Below are 20164 nucleotides of genomic sequence, written 5' to 3' on the forward strand. Positions count from 1 at the left end.
GGATTTTCCGATAGGACATCCTTGTCCTATCGAAAAACGGCGCACGTCCTGTGCGCCGCCCTCCGGGTCTCCACTTCACCGGTAAAGCAACAAAGCGGCAAAGCGGCAAAGCAACAAAGCAGATCAAAATCTCGGCAACGGCAACGGCAACGGCAACGGCAACGGCAACGGCAACGGCAACGGCAACGGCAACGGCAACGGCAACGGCGGGGGCGGGGGCGGGGGCAAGGGGCGTCGTGTTCTTGGGTAGGAGCGGCGCAAGCCGCGACCGCGTTGCCGCGGCCTCGCGGCGCCTCGATCACCGAATAGGGGTTGGGGGTGCTCAGCCAGGAAACGGCCGCCAAAATGCAACTTCAGGTGTCGATCCGGGCTGAACGCAACTCAAAATGGACGCGGCCCACGGCCCCAATCTCCCGAACCCCGCAGACGGCCCAGGCCTTCTCATGCCGAGCCCCGACCCAACCCCGACCGCCCCGACCACCCCAAACCCACCCAGGACAAGGCCTCCGCCCCCCACCATATGACCGCCCGCTGACACCCACCGTGGAACCCAGCTGGCGGTTTCACGGGCTTTCGAGTAGAGTTCGCCCCGTTCAGCGCACGGCTGCCTCCCCGCAAGGGTACGTTTCCCAGGTTGCCTGTCGCCCCGCACCGAGTTCTCGGATTCGCCGGCGCGACTTTTTATCCCGCACGTCTTTCGTAGCGCAGACACGGCCCGGAGCATCCGGCGCCGTCAAATCAGATACTCGCAGCGCGGTTCAAGGGAACGCTGGGGTCATCACGCGATCGTCTCGATCGTGCGCCCGTTTCGACGGGCGCCGGGCGAGGCCGCATCGCGAACCACTGGAGTTCCAACATGACGTTTGAATCGCTTGGGCTTGCGCCCGCGTTGCTGCGCGCGCTTTCCGAACAGAACTACACCACCCCGACGCCGATCCAGAGCGAAGCGATTCCGCTCGCGCTGGCCGGCCACGACCTGCTCGGCGGCGCTCAGACCGGTACCGGCAAGACGGCGGCCTTCGGCCTGCCGCTGCTGCACCGCCTCGCCACCACCCAGGGCAACACCCAGCGCAAGCCGCGCGTGCTGATCCTCGCGCCGACGCGCGAATTGGCGCTGCAGGTCAGCGACAGCCTGCGCGGTTACGCCAAGTATCTGCGCCTCAACATCCACGCCATCTTCGGCGGCGCCGGCATGGGCCCGCAGCTCGATGCGCTGCGCCGCGGCGTCGACGTGCTCGTCGCCACCCCGGGCCGCCTGATCGACCACCTCGAGCGCGGCAGCGCCAAGCTCGACGGCGTCGAGATGCTGATCATGGACGAAGCCGACCGCATGCTCGACATGGGCTTCCTGCCGGCGATCAAGCGCATCCTCGGCCGCCTGCCGCAGTCGCGCCAGACGCTGTTGTTCTCGGCCACGTTCGAAACCCAGATCAAGCAGCTTGCGCTGGAGTTCATGCGTAATCCGCAGCAGGTGCAGATCGCCGCCAACAGCCTGGTCGCCGAAGCCATCACCCATCGCGTGCATCCGGTCGACGGCGGCCGCAAGCGCGATTTGCTGATCGACATCCTGGCCAAGCGTCCGAACGATCAGGTGATCGTGTTCGGCCGCACCAAGCACGGTTGCAATCGCCTGGCCGAGCAGTTGGAAGAAGCCGGCCTCAAGTCGGTCGCGATCCACGGCAACAAGAGCCAGGCCCAGCGCCAGAAAGCCCTGCGCGACTTCAAGGCGAACAAGGCCCGCGTGCTGGTCGCCACCGACGTCGCCGCGCGCGGTCTCGACATCCCGAGCCTGCCGCTGGTGATCAACTTCGATCTGCCGATGGTCGCCGAAGACTACGTGCACCGCATCGGCCGCACCGGCCGCAACGGCGCGACGGGCGAAGCGCTGTCGTTGGTTTCGCCGGACGAAGGCGGCCTGCTGCGCCAGATCCAGCGCATCCTCAAGGACGACATCGAGATGGTGACGGTGCCCGGCTACGAGCCGTCGCGTCCGATCCGCATGGGTTCGGATGCGCCGGGCGCGCGCAGCCCGGGCGGCAACAACCGCGGCAACAACGGACCGCGCAAGCCGGCGCATCGTCCGCACGGCAAGCCGGCCCCGCGTCACGCGCATGCCGGTCCGAAGCAGCATCGCGGCGGCGCAGGCGCGCAGCCGGGCCAGCGCCGCGACCGCAACGCCGGTTGATCGATCCGCTTAGCGGGTTCGTCATCGATGAATCGAAAGGGCCGGCATTGCCGGCCCTTTTCGTTATGGGCGATGGCGAAGCCTCGCCGCAGTGCGTCGGCACCGATACGCACGCCGTCGATCCGCGACGCGCATCACGTTGTCGGACTGATTTGCGCGTGGATACGCGCGATGAGTTTCGTCGTTCAGCCTCGCCGCGACGAAGCGTGTGCGCAGTCGCGGTTTGAGCGGTATGCGGGTTAGCGAGCGTAGTAGCAGCCCGCCGGTGGTTCGCGTTCGATGCGAGCGAAGCGGGCGTGCGATCGCGGTGGTCCGCCGGCCGTCTGGTTCGGCCGGGTTCAAGCAGCGGACACTTCGCCGGACATCGCGTCGAACATTCCGCACGGCAACGGCCGCCTGAGTGCGCCGCGATTGCATACGCGAACGCTTCGACGCCATCGCACTCGAAGATCGGCTCGGGATTCGTCGATGCGATTCGACATCGCTTGAAAATCGCGGCGCTCTCGCCGCCTTATGACAGGAGGCAACATGGAACGTGCAGGAGCAGTTCTCGTTCTTCTCGGCTTGTTCGCGGTCAGCGGCAGCGTGTCGGCGAAGAAACCGCAGAAGGAAGCAGCCGACGCGGCGGCAGCGGTGCGTTGCGGCAACCCGGTGGGTTCGTGGCGCAACCAGATGGGTTCGGAGATGAGGATCACCTCGTTCAACCCGAGCACCGGCGCGATCCAGGGCCAGTACCGCACCAACGGCGGCGCGCCCGGTTTCTATCCGCTGGTCGGTTGGGTCAATTCGGCGCCGCCGGCGCCGGGCGCGAACAATGCGGTCACCATCGCCTTCAGCGTGCGCTGGGGCCAGATCGGCAGCATCACCGCGTGGACCGGCACGTGCACCGATTCGGCCGCGGGTGCCGGCTTGCGCACGCTGTGGCATCTGTCGCGGCCGAACTCGCAGTTCGACTGGGACCATATCCTCGCGGGCGCCGACACCTTTACTTCGATGTAGTGGCGGCTCGCCGAAGTCGGTGGGTGTGGAAGGCAGGAGCAAATTCCCCAGCCCCCTTCCAAAGAGGGGGCGTGAGGGTTGTCGTGTGTGTTGTCATTGCGATGACGACAGGCGTCGTCGGCTCGGATCCGGCGTCGCTCAGACTTCGCCGAACCGGGTCGCTTCGCGGCGGTCGCGGCCGTTTTCCTTGGCGCGGTACAACGCCGAATCGGCGCCGTCGAACAAGGTGCGCACGTGGGTGTGGACGCCCGGCACACAGGTGTACAGGCCGATGCTGAGGCTGACGCGCTGGTCGGCATGGCCTTCGCCGTAACGCGCGTCGAGCTTGCGCATGTCTTCCAGGATGCCATCGGCGACGCGGGCGGCGCCTTCGACGTGGGTGTCGGGCAGGATCACCGCGAACTCGTCGCCGCCGAAACGCGCGGCCAGGTCGCGCGGGCGGCGCGCGTGCGAAGCGATCAGCTCGGCGATCTGGCGCAGCAGTTTGTCGCCGGCGCGGTGGCCTTCGGAGTCGTTGTAGGCCTTGAAGAAGTCGACGTCGATCAGCGCCAGCGACAGCGGCGCGCGGGTGCGCCGGGCGCTGGCCAGTTCGCTTAGCAGCACATGATCGAAGCGGCGGCGGTTGCCGAGACGGGTCAGGGTGTCGAGATTGGCCTCGCGGCGCCAGTGGCGCAGGTGGGCGATCATCCACAGCAGATAGGCCAGCGCGATCATCGCGATGGTGGTCGCCGGCGCGAACCAGACATTGCCCAGGCGCAGCAGGGCGACGCTGCCGAACGCGGTCAGCAAGGCGGCCGCGCCGGTCACCAGCAGCGGGCGCTGGAAGCGCGGGTGCAGCATCAACAGCACCACCGCGAACAGCATGACCGCGGCGAGCAACGCTTGCCAGAGCGGCCGCATCGGCACGATGGTGCGATCGTGCAGCAGCATCTCGATGACGTTGGCCTGGTACTCGGCGCCGTCCATGCGCACCACGTCGGACATCGGCGTGAGATAGCTCGGGGCGAGGCCGCTGGCGGTTACGCCGACCACGACCCAGCGGCCGCGCAACAGTTCGGCCGGCACTTCGCCGTCGAGCACGTCCGAGTACGAGACCTGGCCGAAGGTGCCCGGCGGCCCGGCGAAGCGGATGCGCACGCGGTGATCGCGGGTCTGCTGATACGGCGAGCCCTGCTCGGACGCGGGACGGCGCAGCCCGGGCAGGGGATGCGGCACGACGTTCGGTTCCAACCCGATCAGGGCCAGGCCGAGCGCCGACCAGCGCGATTCGCCCAGGCCGGCCTGCAGATACATCTCGCGCGTGGTGCCTTCGGAATCGAGCTCGATGTCGGTGTGGCCGAGCGTGGTCGCCGCGGTCGCGATCAACGGGGTCGGCAGCACTTCCACCAGCGGCCCGTTCTGGCGCAGCGACGCGGTGGTCACCGGCAGGGCAACGCGGCCGACGCGGCGCATCGAGGCGGCCAGCGCGGCATCGTGGCCGTCGCCGGTGCGGTCGGGTTCGGCCAGCACCAGGTCGAGGGCGACGCCGCGCACGCCGGCGTAGCCGAGGCGGTCGAGCATCTGCGCGTGGATGTCCCGCGGCCACGGCCACTGCCCGAGTTCGTTGAGGCTGCGATCGTCGATGGCGACGATGACGACGTCGTCGTCGGGCGCATAGCCCCAGTTCGACAGGTGCAGGTCGTAGAACACGTCGTCCAGGCGCGAGGCCGCGCCGGTGACGGTCAACAGCGCGGCCAGGCCGGCGGCGAGCAGGGCCGCGCCGCCTCGTAACAACCTGGACCGGGCCGTTGGGGTCATAACGTCAGCAACAGCAACAAGGCGCCGGCGGCGCCCGCGCCATAGCAGATGCGGCAGGGCAGGCGGATTTGCTGCGGCGGGCCGTACGGCGCGGCGTAGCCGTCGTCCTCGATGGTCTGCACGCGGACGTGCCAGGTGCCGCCGCCGGGACGCTTGAGTTCGATCTGCGGCACGTCCACCACCTCGTCGAGCAGCAGCTTGGAGAAGTCCTGTTCGCGCGCGATCTGCACACGATAGCGCTGGCCCGGTTCGCCCTTCTGCCAGCGCAGGGTCAGCATACCCTTCGCCGCCTGCGGCGCTTCCAGGCCGGGATCGACCGGCGCATCGCTGATTTCAAACGGCAAGACGTTGCCGTAGCGGCCGGCATGACCCTTGCCGTCGCGCGAAGCCACGCGCCAGTAGTACTTGCCGGGCGCGAGCGACTCGGACGGGCGGAAACGCTGGCCGGCGACTTCGGTGTCGATCAGCGGCTGGCCGAACTGCTCGTCGGCGGCGACCTGCAGACGGGTGCGCTCGGCGCCTTCGGCGCGGGTCCACTCGAAGCGCGGACGCGGCAGGTTGAGGCGCTGCCCGTCGAGCGGGCTGATCGTCAGCGGCGGCGCCGGCTGATCGTTGACGGTGAAGACCTGGCTGCTGTCGCGGCCGCCGAGGCCGTTGGCGGCGACGGCGCGCACCTGCACGCGGTGGCGGCCTGCCGGCAGATCGTCGATGCGCTGGCGGGTCTCGCTGGTGCGGGCCTCGAACAGCAGCACTTCGGGGGCGTCGTCGCGCACCACTTCGACACGATACGCGACCGCGCCTTCGACCGGCGACCAGGCGATGGTCGCGGGCAGTTGTTCGGGCGGCGCGGCGCTCAAGGCCGGCGCCGGCAGCAACTGTATCGGCGCCGACGGCGCGGCGCCGGCGGCGGCGACGGTGCCGAAGCCCGGGCGCACCATCACTTCGGTGCGCTGGCTGCCGACCGCGACCTTGCCTTCCAACACTTCGGTCGCGTCGGGCGCGCCCTCGTCGCCGGCGCTGACCCGGAAGTGGGTGCCGCGCACGCTGGAGGTCGCCGAGGGCGTGTCGATGATGTAGCGCGAGGCCGGGCCCTTGGCCGGGATCACCCGGTTCGAGGTGCGGCCGCGCTGCAGGCGCATGCGCGTATCGACCATGCCGGTGCTGCCGTAGCTGCTGAGCTCGTCGAAGGAGATGCGGCTGTTGTCCTGGATCATCAGGCGCGAGCCGTCGGCGAATTCGAGCGTAGCGCTGGCGCCGGGGCCGGTCTCGACGCGGCTGCCGATGCCTATGCGCATGCCTTCGACGACCAGTGCGGCGGCGGCCTTCTCGGAAGTCAGCAGATTGACCGCGCCGCGCACGGCGATGACGCGCGCCTTGGCCGGTTCGATGCGCAGCCAGCCGACCGGGAACAACATGCGCGTGCCCGGCGGCAGGTGATAGGGGTCGGCGATGCGGTTGTGTTCCTGCAGGCGGCGCCAGTTGATGCCGTTCTTGAGGTGTTTGGCGCCGAGGTCCCAGAGGGTGTCGCCGGGACGCACGCGATAGCTCCAGTCCTGCGCCTGGGCCAGGCCGGTGCTGGCGAACAGCAGCACGAGCGACAACGCGGCGAAACGAAGGCGGATGAAAGCCAAGGCGGCAAGGCTGCGCGACGCGGCACGCGCGGCGGCGAAGGATTGGGGCGCTGGAATGTGGGACATCCGTATTCCGAGGCTGGGTGGGACAGCGGGCACCGTGGACGGCGAGGCACAACAACCGCTAATTATGCGGTGTCAGTCACACTTTTTCTGCTGTCGACCGGTTCGACCGCCGCTTCCGGTCCGACCGGAGGGCCGGCCCGGGCCGCCCTGCTTCGGTGCCTCCGTCCGGCCGCTCGGGGCCTGGACGAAGCCTGCAGGACATGCGGGCGAAGCCCGCAGGGGCTCGGCTCATGAGGGCGGGACAGGGGTTCGGCAGGCAGTGCGATCCAGGTGGGCCGGTCCTCATCCTGCCCGAAAGGCGGCCCACGGGGGAAGCCGGCAATGGCCCGCGCAGATGAACAGAAACCCAGTGAGTCAGAAAGCACATTAGTGCGAGGCGGCGTCGTTGCCCGCGTGACTCAGGTGGCCGGCGATGCCGGCCTCCCGTCGTGGCGGGAGGCCGGGCCGCGGGTCCGGCAGCTCCGGACCCGCTTCGTTCGCCCTTGCTTGTTCAACCTTGTTTCGATTGGATCCAGCGATCGATCTTGCGGTCGAGCACGTCCAGCGGCACCGAGCCGTCCTTCAGCACTTCGGCGTGGAACTCGCGGATATCGAAGCGCGTGCCGAGCCGGCTTTGCGCGCGCTTGCGCAGCTCCATGATCTTGAGCTCGCCGATCTTGTAGGCCAGGGCCTGGCCCGGAATGGCCATGTAGCGTTCGGCTTCGGCGGTGGACTGGGTTTCGCTCTCGGCCGAGTTGTCGAGCATGTAGGCGATCACCTGCTCGCGGGTCCAGCCCTTGCTGTGCAGGCCGGTGTCGACGACCAGGCGGATCGCGCGCCACAACTCGTTCTGCAGATAGCCGAAGTAGTCGTAAGGCGTGGCGTACACGCCGAGTTCCTTGCCGAGCGATTCGGCGTACAGGCCCCAGCCTTCGCTGAAGGCGGTTTCGCCGCCGAAGCGGCGGAACTTCGGCAGGCCGGTCAGTTCCTGCTGCAAGGCGAGCTGGAAGTGATGGCCGGGGATGGCTTCGTGCAGGTACAGGTCTTCGGCGTCCCAGGTCTTGCGGGTCGGCAGGTCGTAGGTGTTGACGTAGAAGATGCCTGGACGCGTGCCGTCCTCGCTCGGACGCATATAGGAACCGCCGGCGGCGGACTGGGCGCGGAAGGCCTCGACCGGACGGATTTCGAACGGCGCCTTCGGCGTCAGCGAGAACAACTGCGGAATCTTCTTGTCGATGCGCGCTTCCAGGCCGCGGTAGTGGGCGAGCAGGGCCGGCTCGTCCTTGAAGGTGAAACGCGGGTCGGTCTGCATGAACTTGAAGAAGTCCTGCAGCGAACCCTGGAACTTCACCTCGCCGCGGATCTTGCCGATCTCGCCGTGGATGCGCGCGACTTCGTCCAGGCCGATCTGATGGATTTCGGCGGGGGTCATCGTGGTGGTGGTGGAACGGCGCGCATTGAACGCGTACCAGGCCTCGCCGCCGGGCAGGGCGCCGAGCCCGGCGCTGTCGCGCGCATGCGGCAGGTAATCGTTGGCGATGTACTCGCGCAGGCGCCGGTAGGCCGGCATCAGCTCGGTCTGGATCATCTGCCGGTAGTCCGCGCTCAGGCGCGTCTTGTCGGCCTCGGAAATGCCGGCCGGCCAGTCCGTCACCGGCTTCCAGAACAAGGTCGCGGTGGGGTCGTCCTTGATCAGCGAATCCAACTGCGGCAGCACCTTCGTCATCAGCGCCTTCGGCTGGACCACGCCGCGCTTGACGCCTTCGCGGCTGTTGGCGATGAGCTGGTCGAACACCGCCGGCACCTTCGCCGCGCGCTTGCGCCAGTTGTCGTAGTCGGCGGCGGTCTTGAACGGTTGCGAGCCGGTACCGGAACCGAGCTGGGCGATGCTGGCGGCGAAGTTGTAGAACTGGTTGACCGGCTGCAGCCAGGACGGATGCCGGTCCGATTCCAGGTTGATCTTCATTTCGCGCACGAAGATCTCGTAGCTCAGCAAGTCCTGGTCGGACAGCCCCTGCGAGCCGACCGATTCGATGGTCTTGAGCCAGCGTTCGGAGAATTCGTGCGACTGCTTGCGGAACTCGGCGCTGAGGAAGTTCGGCAGTTGGTCGTTGTAGCGCGGGTCGCCCTGGGCGGTGGCGCGCAGGGGGTTGAGCTTGAGGTTCTCTTCCCAGTACTGCTCGTACAGGCGGTTGAGTTTCTCGCCCTTGGTCTGCACGGTGACCTTGCGCGGCGTGGATGCGGCCGGATCGGTGGCTGCGGCTGCTGCGGCCACCGGCAGGGCGAGGCACAGCGCCGCGGCGAGCGCGACGGACAAAGCGAGGCGGACCGGGCGCGGGCCCGGACGGCGGAACGGAAGCGGGGTCATGTCTTGGCCGATGCGGACGGACGGACCCGCAGGCTCTCGCGCATGCCCGGCGGGGGCATGAGCCGAAGGTCATGCGCGAGCGCGATGGCGCTCGCACAGCCTGGCTTGCGCCCCGCCGGTTGCCGCCGCGCTTTCAATCCTCCAGATAGGGCAATTGCAGGCGGGTGTAATAGAAATCGCTGGGGCGGCCGATGTCGCGCGCATAGAACAGCAGGCCGCGGTCCCACAGCACGGTCGGATGGAATTCGTCCCAGACCGTGTTGACGCATGGGCCGAGGTTCTTGGCGGTGCCGAAGCGGCCGTCCTTGAGACGGGCCGCGTGCAGGTCGCCGTAGCCATAACCCAGGTCGGGCAGCGGGTCGTTGGGGAAATCCAGGCGGGTGAACAACAGGATGCGGCCGTCGGGAGAGATCTCCGGATTGAACTCCCAGCGCTCGGCGGTGTTGACGCCGCCTTCGACCTTGCGCGCCGGCGCGTAGTCGCCGTTGCGCAGGCGTTCGCTGCGGTAGATGTCGAACTCGCCGTCGCGATCGCTGGCGAAGTAGACGTGGCCGTGCCGGTCGGTGCTCGGGTACAGCTCGTCGCCGGCGCTGTTGACCGCAGCGCCGAGATGGCGCGGTTCGCCCCAGCCGCGCAGGCCGCGCTTGGCGATCCACAGGTCCATCTTCGCCGCCACGCCGTCGGGCCGCGGCCGTTCCGACGAGAACACCAGATAGCGCCCGTCCGGCGACAGCGCCGGGTCCATGTCGCTGTGCACGCCGGAAAACGAGGCGACCTGCGGCGCGCTCCAGCCCGAGGGCCGCCATTGCGAGGTCATGACGGTCGCGCGCTCGCGCGTGCCCGGCCACCAGCCCTTGCTGGTCGACCAATAGGCGCGCAGGCGGTTCGGAGTAAAGCTCAGGCGCCATTCCCATTGCGGCGTCGAGATGACGCCGTCGGCGAATTTGCGTACCGGCGGGCAGGCGTCGCCGGCCGCGGCTGGCGGAGCGATAACAGCGAGAGCGGCGAGGGCGATCGAAAGGCGCGAAAGACGGCGCATGGCGGCGATTCACTCTGGGAGGTGGCTGCAGCCTGCGCGGGCGCGACGGCGCTCGGAGTCGGGCCGGGACGAATCGGCCGGATCGCGGGACGAACCCCGCGCCGGCGATTGCAAGCGCCGCGGCGCGGGTCCAGCATCGTCTTCGATGCGCAATCGACTGCCGCTGCTGGTGTTGCTGGTGCTGGGCTGGTGGACCCTCAACGGCTTCGTCTGGGTCGGTCAGGTCGTGACCATGCACCAAGCCGCCGGGCAACCGGCCGATTGGCCGAACACCCTGCGCCAGCACCTCGCCAGCGCCTGGCTGTGGGTGCCGATCACCCTGGGGCTGTTCGCCTGGGTCGGGCGTCATCCGATCGAACGCGGCCGGGCGATGTCGGCGCTGGCGATGCAAGGCCTCGCGGTCGTCGTGGTGATCCTGCTGCGCGCCGCGGCGGTGGCCGCGCTCAACGGCTGGATCGGCTGGTACGAACGCCTGCCGTCGGTGGGCGAGTTGCTCGCCGCGAGCGTGCTCAACAACCTGCTGACGAGTTGGCTGATCGTCGGCGTGGCGCATGCCCTGGTCTATGCCGAACGCGCGCGCCGCCGCGAACGCCAGGCGATGGAGCTCGAAGCGCGGCTGGCGCGGGCGCGGCTCGATGCACTGTCGGCGCAGCTCAATCCGCATTTCCTGTTCAATGCGCTCAATTCGATCGCCGAGATGGTGCATCGCGATCCCGACGGCGCCGACCGCATGCTGGTCGACCTCGGCGCGCTGCTGCGCCACAGCCTCGACCGCTCGCATCGCCAGGAAATCGCCTTGCGCGACGAACTGGTCGCGCTGGATCACTACATCGGCATCGAGAAGATCCGCCTCGGCGAACGCCTGCGCGTGCATTGGGCGATCGACTCGGCCCTGCTCGACGCGCAGGTGCCGCAGTTGCTGTTGCAGCCCTTGGTCGAAAACGCGATCCACCATGCGGTGGCGATGCGGACCACGCCCGGCGAAGTGTCGGTGCGCGCCGAGCGCCGCGAGGATCGCCTGATCCTCGAAGTCAGCGACGACGGCGGCGCCGGCGAGGCGGTGCACGGTGCCGGCATCGGCCTGCGCAACACCCGCGCGCGCCTGCAAGGCTTGTACGGCGACGATCACCGCTTCGACATCGGCGCGCGCATCGACGGCGGCACCTGCGTGCGCCTGCAATTGCCGTATCGGCGCTGGCAGCCGCTGGAGGCCGCGGCATGAGCCTGCTCGCGCCGGCGCCGCTGCGCGCGGTGGTGGTCGACGACGAGGCGATGTCGCGCGCGCGCCTGTGCCGCTTGCTGGGCCTGGAGGCGGATGTGGAAGTGATCGCCGAATGCGCCGACGGCGACAGCGCGGTCGCGGCTTTGCGCCGGCTGCCGGCCGACGTGGTGTTTCTCGACATCCGCCTGCCCGATCTCAACGGTTTCGGCGTGCTGCAGGCCTTGCCGGCGGCGCGACGGCCGCAGGTGGTGTTCGTGACCGCGCATGCCGAGCACGCCCTGCGCGCCTTCGATGCCGATGCGGTCGACTATCTGCTGAAACCTTATTCGGCCGAACGCCTCGGCGCGGCGCTGGCGCGGGTGCGGCGCGCACGCGCGGCGCAGGCGCAGGCGCAGGCGGAGCGTCCGTTGCGCGCGGCGGCGAGCGGCGAGGGCGCGCGCGAAGGCTATCCGCAGCGCCTGGCGGTGCCGGTGGGCGCGCGTCTGCGCCTGCTGCCGGTCGAAGAGGTCGAATGCGTGATCGCCCAGAGCAACTACGTCGAGCTGCACGCCGGCGGCCAGGCCTATCTGTTGCGCGAGACCTTGAACGGCATCGAGGCGCGGCTGGACCCGCGCCGCTTCGTGCGCATCCATCGTTCGCGCATCGTCCATCTGCAGGCGGTGCGCGACATCGAACAGCTCGACGGCGGCCGTTATCTGCTGCGCTTGGTCAACGGCCAGCGTCTGGGCAGCGGCGCCAGCTATCGCGAGCGGATACGCGAGGCCATGGGGCTGGGCTAAGCCATGCGTACCCGTGCCGCGGCGATCAGTCCGCCGCCGCCTCGTCGCGCAACTGGCGGGCGCGGGCCTCGCCGAGATAGCGGTGAATCCACATGCGCAGCAGATAGATCAGCGGGATCATCGCGAACGCGGCCAGCATCTTGTAGACGTAGTTGACTGAACCGATGGCGAGGAACTGCGGGATCGGCCAATGCTGCGGGCCGAGCACGAAGGCGATATACAGCACGACGAAGCTGTCGACCAACTGCGAGACCGCGGTCGAGCCGGTCGCGCGCAGCCAGATATGTTTCTCGCCGGTGACGCTGCGGATGCGGTGGAACACACCGACGTCGATCAACTGGCCGATCATGAAGGCGATCAGCGAGCCGCCGATGCTCCACAGGCCCTGGCCGAAGATCGCCGCGAACGCGGCCTGGTAGTCCGGCACGCCCTGGGCCTGCGCCGCCTGCACCCACCACGCCGCCGGCGCCAGCGCGATCGCGGCGAAGGCGAACACGAAGCCGTAGGCGATCAACAGGGCCGCGAGCCAGGAGATCAGGCGCACGCCGCGGCGGCCGAAGAATTCGTTGATGACGTCGGTCATCAGGAACACCACCGGCCACAGCAGGGTGCCGGCGGTGAAGTTCAGCGAGCCGGTCTGGCCGAACAGATTCCATTGCAGCGGGGCGATGCCGAGGGTGTCCTCGAGGGCGAAGATCTTGACCCCGATGAACTCGGCCAACGCCGCGTTGACGCAGAAAAACGCCGACAGGACGATGAACAGACGCAGCGCGCGGTCCTGCAGGGTGCGGGTGCCTTCGCCGCCGGCGCTTGCGATCGCGGCGGCGGTCTCTATCCCGGATACGCTCATCGCTTGGGCCTCACGTAATAGATCACGCCGCTCTTGTCGTCGCTGAAGAAGAAACTGTCGCGGCCCGTGCGCAGCACGTCGCAGGGGCGCCCGTGCACCTTGCCCTTGGCGAGGAAACCGTTGATCAACTCGCCGCCGCTGCGGCCGTCGGCGCCGACCCGGACGATGCGGTAGCCGTGATCGAGGCTGAGCTTGCTGCCGCCGTGCAGGGCGACCAGGTATTCGTTCTGCAGCATGGCGCCGTCGGCGGACGGGAACCAGGTCAGGCCCAGCGCCGAGGCGTGCGAAGGGAAGGACGCGAACGGCTTGGGCACCTGCATGCAACCGGGTTTGCGCGGAAACTTCGGATCGGTGTGGGCGCGGCCCTTGCTGTGATAGCAGAACGGCCAGCCGTAGTCGGCGCCGTCGCGCAGCGCGAACATCGTCTCGTCGGGTTTCTGGTCGCCGAGATGGTCGGCGCCCTGGTTGGTCGCATACAGCTGGCCGTCGCGGAACAGCAGCCCGACCGCGTTGCGCAGGCCCTGCGCGTAGATGCGGCGGCCGCTGCCGTCGGGGTTCATCTGCAGCACCGCGGCGCGCACGTCTTCTTTCTCGATGCAGGCATTGCAACTGCTGCCGACCGAGACGTAGAGCTTGCCGTCGCCGAAGGCGAGGGTGCGGGTCAGGTGCCAACCGCCGTACTTGTAGCTCAGGCCGTAGTCGGGGAAGGTCGCCAGGGTTTCGGGTTCGGAGGAAGGCTTGAGGTCGCCGTTGCGGTAGCGGTAGCGCAGCAACTTGTCGGTGTTGGCGAGGTACAGCCAGGACTGGCCCTGGGCATCGGTGTGGAAGGCGACGCTGTTGGGATTGCGTTGCTTGTCGAGATACACCGAGACCTTGCCGAACCGCGCGCGCTGCTCGTCCCAATCGTCGAGGGCGTAGACGCGCCCGCGGCGGTTGTCGCTGAGGTCGTGCATATCGGTGACGAACAAGCGTCCGTCCGGGCTGCGGGCGAAGAAGCGCACGCGCTTGAGGCCTTGCACCGCCGGGACGATCTCGAGCTCGGCCGGCAGGTTGAGAGTGAAACTGCGGCCGTCGTCGAGCGCGACGCGATGCGGCGTCAACGCCGCTGGTGCGGCGACGGCGGCGCTGGCGAGGCCGGTGCAGGCGAGCAGGGCCGCGGCCAGGCGCAGCAAGTGGCGTGGCTTCATGCTTGCGGCTCCTGCGGGTTCGGCGCGGCCGGCGACGGCACCGAGAACGGAATCGACTCCGGCGAGACCGCGCCGCCGGAGATGATGAAGCTCATCGCCTGGTCGACGGTCCAGTCGGTCGGGGTGATTTTTTCCACCGGCACGATCTCCAGATAGCCCGAGGTCGGGTTCGGCGTGGTCGGCACATACACCGCGGCCAGTTCGCGGCCGGTGCCTTGTTCGCGCATGACCCGGGTGACGAAGCCGATCGACTTCATCTCGTTGTGCGGGAAGTCGATCAGCACCACGCGCTGAGTGCCGTCGGGCTTGGTCTGCAGGATGTCGAGCAACTGCCGCGCGCTGCCGTAGATGGTGCTGGCCAACGGAATGCGCTTGATCAGCGACTCGAACCAGCGCAGCACGGTCTGGCCGATCACGCGTCGGGTCATTACCCCCGACAGCAGGATCACCCCGAGCGTGGCGATCAGGCCGATCGCGGTCTGTACCCACGGGTCGTTCAACCAGCCCAGCGTGTGCGGGTAGCCGAGGGCGAGGTTGTTGAGCAGTGGACCGATCAAGGGACGGCTGGTGTCCGACAACAGTACGAACACGAACTTGACCACGACCCAGGTCAGCCAGATCGGCAGCAGGGTCAACAGGCCGGTGAGAAACAGGCGTTGCAGGTTGGACATGCGCATGGCGCGGATTGTAGGCGACGGCGGCGGCGAACACGCGGCATGCGCCGACGCTGGCTGCGCGGGTCGTCATTGCCAGCGCTGGTTCAAAAGCAAATCCCCCCTAGCCCCCCTTTTGCAAAGGGGGGACGGTATGCCTCCGGTGATTCGTCCGTCCGAAAAGTCACCCGTTCGAAAATTAACCCCTCGAAAGTTCGCCCCCTTTGCAAAGGGGGCGGCGCCCGACGCCGTTCGAGGTCGGGTGAGGCTGGCTGGCGCGGGGGATTTCGCTTCAGGTCGCGACGATCGCTGCGCCTCAGCCCCCAGCGCCTCAGCGTTCGCGCACCAGGCGGAAGCCGACGTCGTCGTAGCCGCGGGTGGCGTTGAGCGGACGCAGGGCCGAGCCGCTGCGCCAGGAACTGCCGCCGACCTGGCGTTGCTGGCAGGTGCGGCCGCAATCGCCGGACCAGATCGACAGCGCGCGACCGCCGCCGCCGGACATGCGCTGGGCCTCGTCGGCCGTCGGCAGGCGGTAGTGGCGGCCGGTCTGCTGGCTGTACCAACGCGCATAAGCCTCGGCATCGGAGGTCGACACGCAGACCACCGGTTCGGTCTCGTTCTGGTCGAAGCCTGGCGCCTTCCAGTCCTTCGGCGCGATTACCCGCAGCAGCGACGCGCGTTCGCGGCACAACGCCGGCGCACGCTGGTTGGCGCTGACGAAGCGCGCGTACTCGCCGCGGCTGACCGGACGCGGGTTGAAACTCACCGCGACGCTGCTGGCCGGCGCGGCCGCGCCGATCGTGGCCACGCCGCGCGCGACCGTGCCGTCGCCGGCGACGCCGCGTGCCTGCGCGATCAACCGGGTGGACACGGTGCGCGGCAGGCCGAACTCCTCGGCCAGCGCGATCACGCGCCCGGCGTCGGCGCCATCGCCGCGGCGCGCGGCCTGTTCCAGGCGGGTTTCCAGGGCTTGCGCGGCTTTTTCGCGCAGGCTGCGTTGCGCGGCCGAGTCGGCGGTGCCGGTTTGCTGGCCGAGCGCGGTGGCGTTGACCAGATGCTCGCGCGCACGCTGGTCGCGGCCTTCGCGCAGGTCGCGCGCCATCTCGTCGGCGAAGGCCTGGGTGAGTTCGCCGACCACCACGCCCACTTCCGGACTGGTGCTGTCCAGATGCCAGGCGGTGAGCAGGCTGTTGTAGGCGTTGGCGTCGGCCGGCGAGGCCAGGCGGCCCTGGGCGATGTAGGTGCGTGCGTTCTGCAGCGATTCCTGCAGCGGCGCTTGCGGCAGCGGCGCCATCATCGCCTGGGTCGGGTCGTTGTCGATCCGGGTCGCACCGCTCTTGTTCGCGGCAGGCAATTCGGCGCGGAAGAAACCGTCCTTCTCGACCCGGTTGAGGGCGAAGGCGATGCTGACCACGGCGACCGCGACCACCGCCAGGCCGGCCCAGGCCGGGGTCACCCAGCGCTTGAGCGGACGCAGTTGCGCGGCCACCCGGCCGAAACGCGAGAGTTCGCCGCGGTGCTTGATCTCGCTGACCGCCTCGGCCATTTCGGCAGCGTCGCTGAAACGCTGGTCGGGTTGCTTGGCCAGGGCGCGGTTCATGAAACGCTGCCAGTGCTTGAGCGGCGGCGGCAGTTTCGGAATCGGGTTCTGCGCGTGCATGACCGCCATCGACAACGCGTCCTGCGCCTCGAACGGCAGCCGGCCGGTCAGCATTTCCCAGCACAACACGCCAAGGCTGTAGAGATCGGCGCGGCCGTCGACTTCTTCGCCGCGCGCCTGCTCCGGCGCCATGTAGGCGGTGCTGCCCACGGCCAGGCCGGTCGCGGTCATGCGCGCGCCGAAACCGCGGCGCAGGGCGATGCCGAAATCGGCCAGCAGCGGCCGTTCGGTGATGTCGAACAGGACGTTCTCGGCCTTGACGTCGCGATGCACGACGCCGCGCGAATGGGCGTACTCGAGCGCCGACAGCAGCGGCTCGATGATGGAAATGACCTCGGCTTCGCCGCGCGCGAAACCCTGCTCGATGCGCTTGCCCAGGTGGCCGCGCGGCAGGAACGGCATGGCGTAGTAGGGCAGGCCCTCGCGGGTGCGGCCGACTTCGTGGATACCGACGACGTGGGGATGTTCCAGGCGCGCGATCGTGCGGACTTCGTTCTCGAAGCGACGGCGGCTGACTTCGTCGGCCAGCGCGTGCGGCAGCATGATCTTGATGGCGACTTCGCGGCCAAGCGCGACTTGCTCGCCCAGGTAGACCGTGGACAAGCCGCCGTGGTTGATGATCTGGCGCAGTCGATAGCCGGGAATCTCCGGCATCGGTGCGCTGGGTTCATCGGATTGCGTTGTGATGATCGACATTCGCGGCCCCGTGTCGCGACTGCACAGCATACGCTGTCGCAGTGCCCGCGTAAGCGGCTAGTGTGCTTCTTGCCGGCCCGCCATGACAAGTAGAGCGGACGCTGGACCTTGGTCCACTGGCGCCGCGTTCGATCCGCTTGGATATGAGCAACCGGTCAACAATCGCGGTGTCGCGATCGCACCATACCTCCGCGCAGCAGGCGGAATGGTGCGGCGATCAGCGGTGGCTTGCCTTTCCAGCGCTTAGGGCGCTGTCCAAATTGGGCTTGTCGCGCTGGTCGCGCTTGCGCCGCACGTACAGCTGTTTGCGGATCTTGGCGACTACTTCGCCGCTGGCGTCGACCACGTCGGTGTCGAACCAGTGCAGGTATTTGTCGCCGTTGGCGGTGGCCTTGCGCAGTTCGTCGAGCACCTCGTCGTCGAGACGGAATTCGGCGCGCACGGTGCCGCGCCCGGGTTTGACGAACTCGATCGAACCGGCGCGATCCCAGACGATGTACTCGCGGCCGAGGGCGTTCATCGCCAGCAGCATCCAGAACGGGTCGGTCATCGAGAACAGGCTGCCGCCGAAATGGGTGCCGACGTAGTTGCGGTTCCAGGGGCGCATGCGCAGTTCGACCGTGGCCTGGCGGTAGTCCCGGGCGATCGCGGCGACGTGGATGCCGGAAAACAGGAACGGCGGCCACAGATTGAGGCCGTGGCGCAGGGTGCTGGCTTTCATGGGGGCAAGGGTGGCGAAGGCCGGCCTAGCCTGCCATACGGATGCGTATAGTCAAGCCTTCGCTGGGTCGGGATCGTCGAGGCCGGCGGCGGATCGGCCGCGCACCGGCGCCAGGGCGGCCCGTTCAGAACAGCAGCGAGGCCATCTTGCGGCGGTACTGGCCGACCAGGTCCTGGTCTTCGACCACCTTGAAGGCATCGATCAGGGCCTTGCGCGGCAGGCCGTCCTGGAAGCTACGGTCGCGGCGCAGCAGTTCGATGAAGTGCTCAAGCGCGGCCTGGTCGTGGCCGGCGGCGAGCAGGCGCGCGCCGAGCAGGTAGCGGGCCTGCAGGTCTTCGGGCTGGGCGGCGATGGCGGCCTCCAGCGTCTGCACCGGCGGCGCGTCCTTGCTCACGGCCAGGAAGCCGAGGCGGGCGCGGGCGCGCAGGCTGCGGTCGTCGGTGGCGAGGTTGGCCGGCAGGGCGTCGAGCAACTGCTCCGACTCCTGCGCCGCACCGGTGGCCAGCAGGGCCAGGGCCAGGTCGAGCTTGAGTTCGGCCTTGTCGGGCTGTTCGGCGACTTCGTGGCGCAGGCGCACGACTTCGCCGTGCGGGTCGACCGCGGCGGGTTCGGCGACGGCCTCTTCGACCGGCGCGGCCTCGGCCGGCTCGATGCCGTGGTGCTTGAGGAATTCGCGCACCGCGCTTTCCGGCAGGGCTTCGGCGAAGCCGTCGACCAACTGGCCGCCCTTGACCAGGAACACGGTCGGGATCGAGCGGATCTGGAACGCGGCGCCGAGCTGCTGTTCGGCCTCGACGTCGACCTTGGCCAGTTCGAAGGCGCCGTTGTAGTCGGCCGCCAGTTTTTCCAGGATCGGGCCCAAGGTCTTGCACGGCTGGCACCATTCGGCCCAGAAATCGATCAGGACCGGCACCTGCAGGGATTTCTGCAGCACCTCTTCCTGGAAGCGATCGGCGGTGGCGTCGAAGACGTGGGGCTTGGCGGTTGCGGTCATCGTCTGGCTCGTCTGCGTGGTGCGCGGGTTGGAACCCGAAGTGGGGGCGATCGTGCGCAAGGCAAGCGCGCGCCGCGGGTGCGCACGCTAGCATGACGCGATGAGGCGCTCATCGAAATCGAGGAACGGGAACCCGAACACAGGCCCGGCGGCCGCGGCCGATGTCGGCGCAGCCAACACCGGTGCAGGCGCAAGCGCAGGCAGGGGCCGCGGCCGCATGCAGGCGCTCGCGTTGGCGGCGGCGCTGTGCTGCCTCGGCGCCTTGCTCGGTTTCGGCGCGGCGCTCGAAGGCTATTCGCATCGCCTGCATCCGCCGGGCCTGCTCGGCGCCGACGGCATCGCCCATGCGGCCGCCTTCAATCTGCTCGGCTTCGTGGTGCCGGGGCTGCTGTTGGCGGCAGTGGCCTGGCGGCTGCGCGAACGCCTGCGCAGCGGCGGCGCGATGGCCCGCATCGGCGCCTGGCTGTGGTGCCTGTCGGCCCTGGCCTGGGCGGCGCAAGGCGGGGTGTCGCTCGATCCGACCGACCTGGATGCGCAAGCCAGCCGTCTGCATGCGGCCGCCTGGATGCTGTGGTGGCTGGCTTTCGTGGCCGGCGCGGCCTTGCTCGCGATCGGTGCGCGCGGCCTGCCGGCGTGGCGCGGCCTGATCTCGGTCGAAGTGTTGTCCGGCGCGCTGGTGCTGATCGCGGTGCTCGGCGCCGACATCGGCGTGTTGCCGGCGCCGGTCGCCCAGCGGCTCGCCTTGCTGATCTGGTTGATCGCTTATGTGGCCACGGCGCGCGGCGAACGCCCCGGAGACTGATGCGCAGCGGCGCAACGCCGATGCGGCGCGGACGACCGCGGATGCGCGTCGCGCATCCGCTTCGATGACAGGTGCCGACGCCGCAGCAAGGTCGATCGTATTCGGCGCCTGCCGCGGACGCGACGTCCGCGGCCGACCTTGCTGCGGCGACGGCGGTCCTGGAGCGCGCGGCGTCGGAGAGGCCGAGGCCGCGCGGCGATGGACTCAGCGCGCGCTTTGCCGCGTGTCGACGATGCGCGCGGCTCGTACCGGTGTGGCCTGGTGGCGCTCGCGCGGCGCCAGCGCGTCGCTCGCGGCGGCGGCGATTTCGCAATAGCTCGCGCGGCAGTCGTTGTATTCGAGCTCGCAGGCCAGTTGCTGTTCCGGCGTGACGGCGCTGCGGATGCAGGCGCGGTAGGGATAGAAACATTCCGGGCACGGCGGGGCCGCGAGTGCCTGGGTCATCGAAAGCAGGCTGCCGAGGGCGGCCGCACAAACGGCGGCGACGAGCAAGGGCGGTTTCATTCGAACTCCCTTTCAGTGAAGCGTGGGCCGGG

At 68.8% G+C, this 20164-nt stretch carries 16 protein-coding genes; 5 read left to right on the forward strand and 11 right to left on the reverse strand.

Annotated features, from left to right (window positions below; all coding sequences use genetic code 11):
- Positions 1–856 precede the first annotated feature (856 nt).
- Together LC490_RS03400 and LC490_RS03405 are read left to right on the forward strand one after the other, a co-directional pair.
- Positions 857–2185, forward strand: coding sequence for a DEAD/DEAH box helicase (locus LC490_RS03400; protein WP_031372480.1), 1329 nt, complete (start codon positions 857–859; stop codon positions 2183–2185).
- 528 nt (positions 2186–2713) lie between these two features.
- The gene (locus LC490_RS03405; RefSeq protein ID WP_161786125.1) at positions 2714–3184 is read left to right on the forward strand and encodes an avidin/streptavidin family protein; all 471 of its coding nucleotides are present in this window, start codon (positions 2714–2716) and stop codon (positions 3182–3184) included.
- Between the two features lie 138 nt (positions 3185–3322).
- Here LC490_RS03405 and LC490_RS03410 read toward each other — a convergent pair whose 3' ends face one another.
- The 4 genes from LC490_RS03410 to LC490_RS03425 all read right to left on the reverse strand — a co-directional run bounded on the left by LC490_RS03410 (position 3323) and on the right by LC490_RS03425 (position 10064).
- Positions 3323–4957, reverse strand: a complete 1635-nt coding sequence (locus LC490_RS03410; RefSeq protein WP_031372482.1) for a CHASE2 domain-containing protein — start codon at positions 4955–4957, stop codon at positions 3323–3325.
- Positions 4958–4977: 20 nt separating this feature from the next.
- The gene (locus LC490_RS03415) at positions 4978–6678 is read right to left on the reverse strand and encodes a FecR domain-containing protein (protein ID WP_223619313.1); all 1701 of its coding nucleotides are present in this window, start codon (positions 6676–6678) and stop codon (positions 4978–4980) included.
- A 490-nt stretch (positions 6679–7168) separates the two neighbouring features.
- On the reverse strand, positions 7169–9025 hold the full coding sequence (locus LC490_RS03420; protein WP_223619314.1) for a DUF885 family protein: 1857 nt from the start codon (positions 9023–9025) through the stop codon (positions 7169–7171).
- A 133-nt stretch (positions 9026–9158) separates the two neighbouring features.
- Entirely contained in the window at positions 9159–10064 is a 906-nt protein-coding gene (locus tag LC490_RS03425; RefSeq protein ID WP_223619315.1) for a hypothetical protein, read from the reverse strand.
- A 145-nt stretch (positions 10065–10209) separates the two neighbouring features.
- On the opposite strand from LC490_RS03425, the gene LC490_RS03430 reads away from it, so the two are divergent.
- Both LC490_RS03430 and LC490_RS03435 read left to right on the forward strand, forming a co-directional pair.
- The gene (locus LC490_RS03430) at positions 10210–11286 is read left to right on the forward strand and encodes a histidine kinase (protein ID WP_223619316.1); all 1077 of its coding nucleotides are present in this window, start codon (positions 10210–10212) and stop codon (positions 11284–11286) included.
- The gene (locus tag LC490_RS03435) at positions 11283–12065 is read left to right on the forward strand and encodes a LytTR family DNA-binding domain-containing protein (protein WP_223619317.1); all 783 of its coding nucleotides are present in this window, start codon (positions 11283–11285) and stop codon (positions 12063–12065) included. Before LC490_RS03430 ends, LC490_RS03435 begins: the two co-directional genes overlap by 4 nt.
- Before the next feature lie 25 nt (positions 12066–12090).
- On the opposite strand, the gene LC490_RS03440 is transcribed toward LC490_RS03435, so the two are convergent.
- The 6 genes from LC490_RS03440 to LC490_RS03465 form a co-directional block, all read right to left on the reverse strand.
- Positions 12091–12915 (reverse strand): queuosine precursor transporter, encoded by an 825-nt coding sequence (locus tag LC490_RS03440; RefSeq protein WP_223619318.1) that lies wholly within the window; start codon positions 12913–12915, stop codon positions 12091–12093.
- The gene (locus tag LC490_RS03445; protein ID WP_223619319.1) at positions 12912–14102 is read right to left on the reverse strand and encodes a PQQ-dependent sugar dehydrogenase; all 1191 of its coding nucleotides are present in this window, start codon (positions 14100–14102) and stop codon (positions 12912–12914) included. The genes LC490_RS03440 and LC490_RS03445 overlap by 4 nt, the downstream gene beginning before the upstream one ends.
- Positions 14099–14779, reverse strand: coding sequence for a DUF502 domain-containing protein (locus LC490_RS03450; RefSeq protein ID WP_051885092.1), 681 nt, complete (start codon positions 14777–14779; stop codon positions 14099–14101). Before LC490_RS03450 ends, LC490_RS03445 begins: the two co-directional genes overlap by 4 nt.
- A 307-nt stretch (positions 14780–15086) precedes the next feature.
- Entirely contained in the window at positions 15087–17111 is a 2025-nt protein-coding gene (locus LC490_RS03455) for a bifunctional serine/threonine-protein kinase/formylglycine-generating enzyme family protein (protein ID WP_223619320.1), read from the reverse strand.
- A 217-nt stretch (positions 17112–17328) separates the two neighbouring features.
- Complete coding sequence (locus LC490_RS03460; protein WP_223619321.1) at positions 17329–17832, reverse strand: DUF4442 domain-containing protein; 504 nt, start codon at positions 17830–17832, stop codon at positions 17329–17331.
- Positions 17833–17956: 124 nt separating this feature from the next.
- A complete protein-coding gene (locus LC490_RS03465; RefSeq protein ID WP_031372493.1) occupies positions 17957–18826 on the reverse strand; it encodes a tetratricopeptide repeat protein in 870 nt (289 codons plus the stop codon).
- A 217-nt stretch (positions 18827–19043) separates the two neighbouring features.
- Here LC490_RS03465 and LC490_RS03470 point away from each other — a divergent pair, with 217 nt between their 5' ends.
- Positions 19044–19628: a DUF998 domain-containing protein gene (locus LC490_RS03470; RefSeq protein ID WP_223619322.1), complete on the forward strand. Its 585-nt coding sequence runs from the start codon at positions 19044–19046 to the stop codon at positions 19626–19628.
- A 204-nt stretch (positions 19629–19832) separates the two neighbouring features.
- On the opposite strand, the gene LC490_RS03475 is transcribed toward LC490_RS03470, so the two are convergent.
- A complete protein-coding gene (locus LC490_RS03475) occupies positions 19833–20132 on the reverse strand; it encodes a hypothetical protein (RefSeq protein ID WP_223619323.1) in 300 nt (99 codons plus the stop codon).
- Positions 20133–20164 lie beyond the last annotated feature (32 nt).

The organism is Lysobacter sp. ESA13C, assembly GCF_019970005.1.
Taxonomy (GTDB): Bacteria; Pseudomonadota; Gammaproteobacteria; order Xanthomonadales; family Xanthomonadaceae; genus Lysobacter; species Lysobacter antibioticus_B.

Excerpts from the sequence above, each read along its gene's own strand:
- LC490_RS03400 (WP_031372480.1), top strand. The coding sequence starts at position 857 with ATGACGTTTGAATCGCTTGGGCTTGCGCCCGCGTTGCTGCGCGCGCTT.
- LC490_RS03405 (WP_161786125.1), top strand. The coding sequence starts at position 2,714 with ATGGAACGTGCAGGAGCAGTTCTCGTTCTTCTCGGCTTGTTCGCGGTC.
- LC490_RS03415 (WP_223619313.1), bottom strand. The coding sequence starts at position 6,678 with ATGTCCCACATTCCAGCGCCCCAATCCTTCGCCGCCGCGCGTGCCGCG.
- LC490_RS03420 (WP_223619314.1), bottom strand. The coding sequence starts at position 9,025 with ATGACCCCGCTTCCGTTCCGCCGTCCGGGCCCGCGCCCGGTCCGCCTC.
- LC490_RS03425 (WP_223619315.1), bottom strand. The coding sequence starts at position 10,064 with ATGCGCCGTCTTTCGCGCCTTTCGATCGCCCTCGCCGCTCTCGCTGTT.
- LC490_RS03430 (WP_223619316.1), top strand. The coding sequence starts at position 10,210 with ATGCGCAATCGACTGCCGCTGCTGGTGTTGCTGGTGCTGGGCTGGTGG.
- LC490_RS03435 (WP_223619317.1), top strand. The coding sequence starts at position 11,283 with ATGAGCCTGCTCGCGCCGGCGCCGCTGCGCGCGGTGGTGGTCGACGAC.
- LC490_RS03440 (WP_223619318.1), bottom strand. The coding sequence starts at position 12,915 with ATGAGCGTATCCGGGATAGAGACCGCCGCCGCGATCGCAAGCGCCGGC.
- LC490_RS03445 (WP_223619319.1), bottom strand. The coding sequence starts at position 14,102 with ATGAAGCCACGCCACTTGCTGCGCCTGGCCGCGGCCCTGCTCGCCTGC.
- LC490_RS03450 (WP_051885092.1), bottom strand. The coding sequence starts at position 14,779 with ATGCGCATGTCCAACCTGCAACGCCTGTTTCTCACCGGCCTGTTGACC.
- LC490_RS03455 (WP_223619320.1), bottom strand. The coding sequence starts at position 17,111 with ATGTCGATCATCACAACGCAATCCGATGAACCCAGCGCACCGATGCCG.
- LC490_RS03460 (WP_223619321.1), bottom strand. The coding sequence starts at position 17,832 with ATGAAAGCCAGCACCCTGCGCCACGGCCTCAATCTGTGGCCGCCGTTC.
- LC490_RS03465 (WP_031372493.1), bottom strand. The coding sequence starts at position 18,826 with ATGACCGCAACCGCCAAGCCCCACGTCTTCGACGCCACCGCCGATCGC.
- LC490_RS03470 (WP_223619322.1), top strand. The coding sequence starts at position 19,044 with ATGCAGGCGCTCGCGTTGGCGGCGGCGCTGTGCTGCCTCGGCGCCTTG.
- LC490_RS03475 (WP_223619323.1), bottom strand. The coding sequence starts at position 20,132 with ATGAAACCGCCCTTGCTCGTCGCCGCCGTTTGTGCGGCCGCCCTCGGC.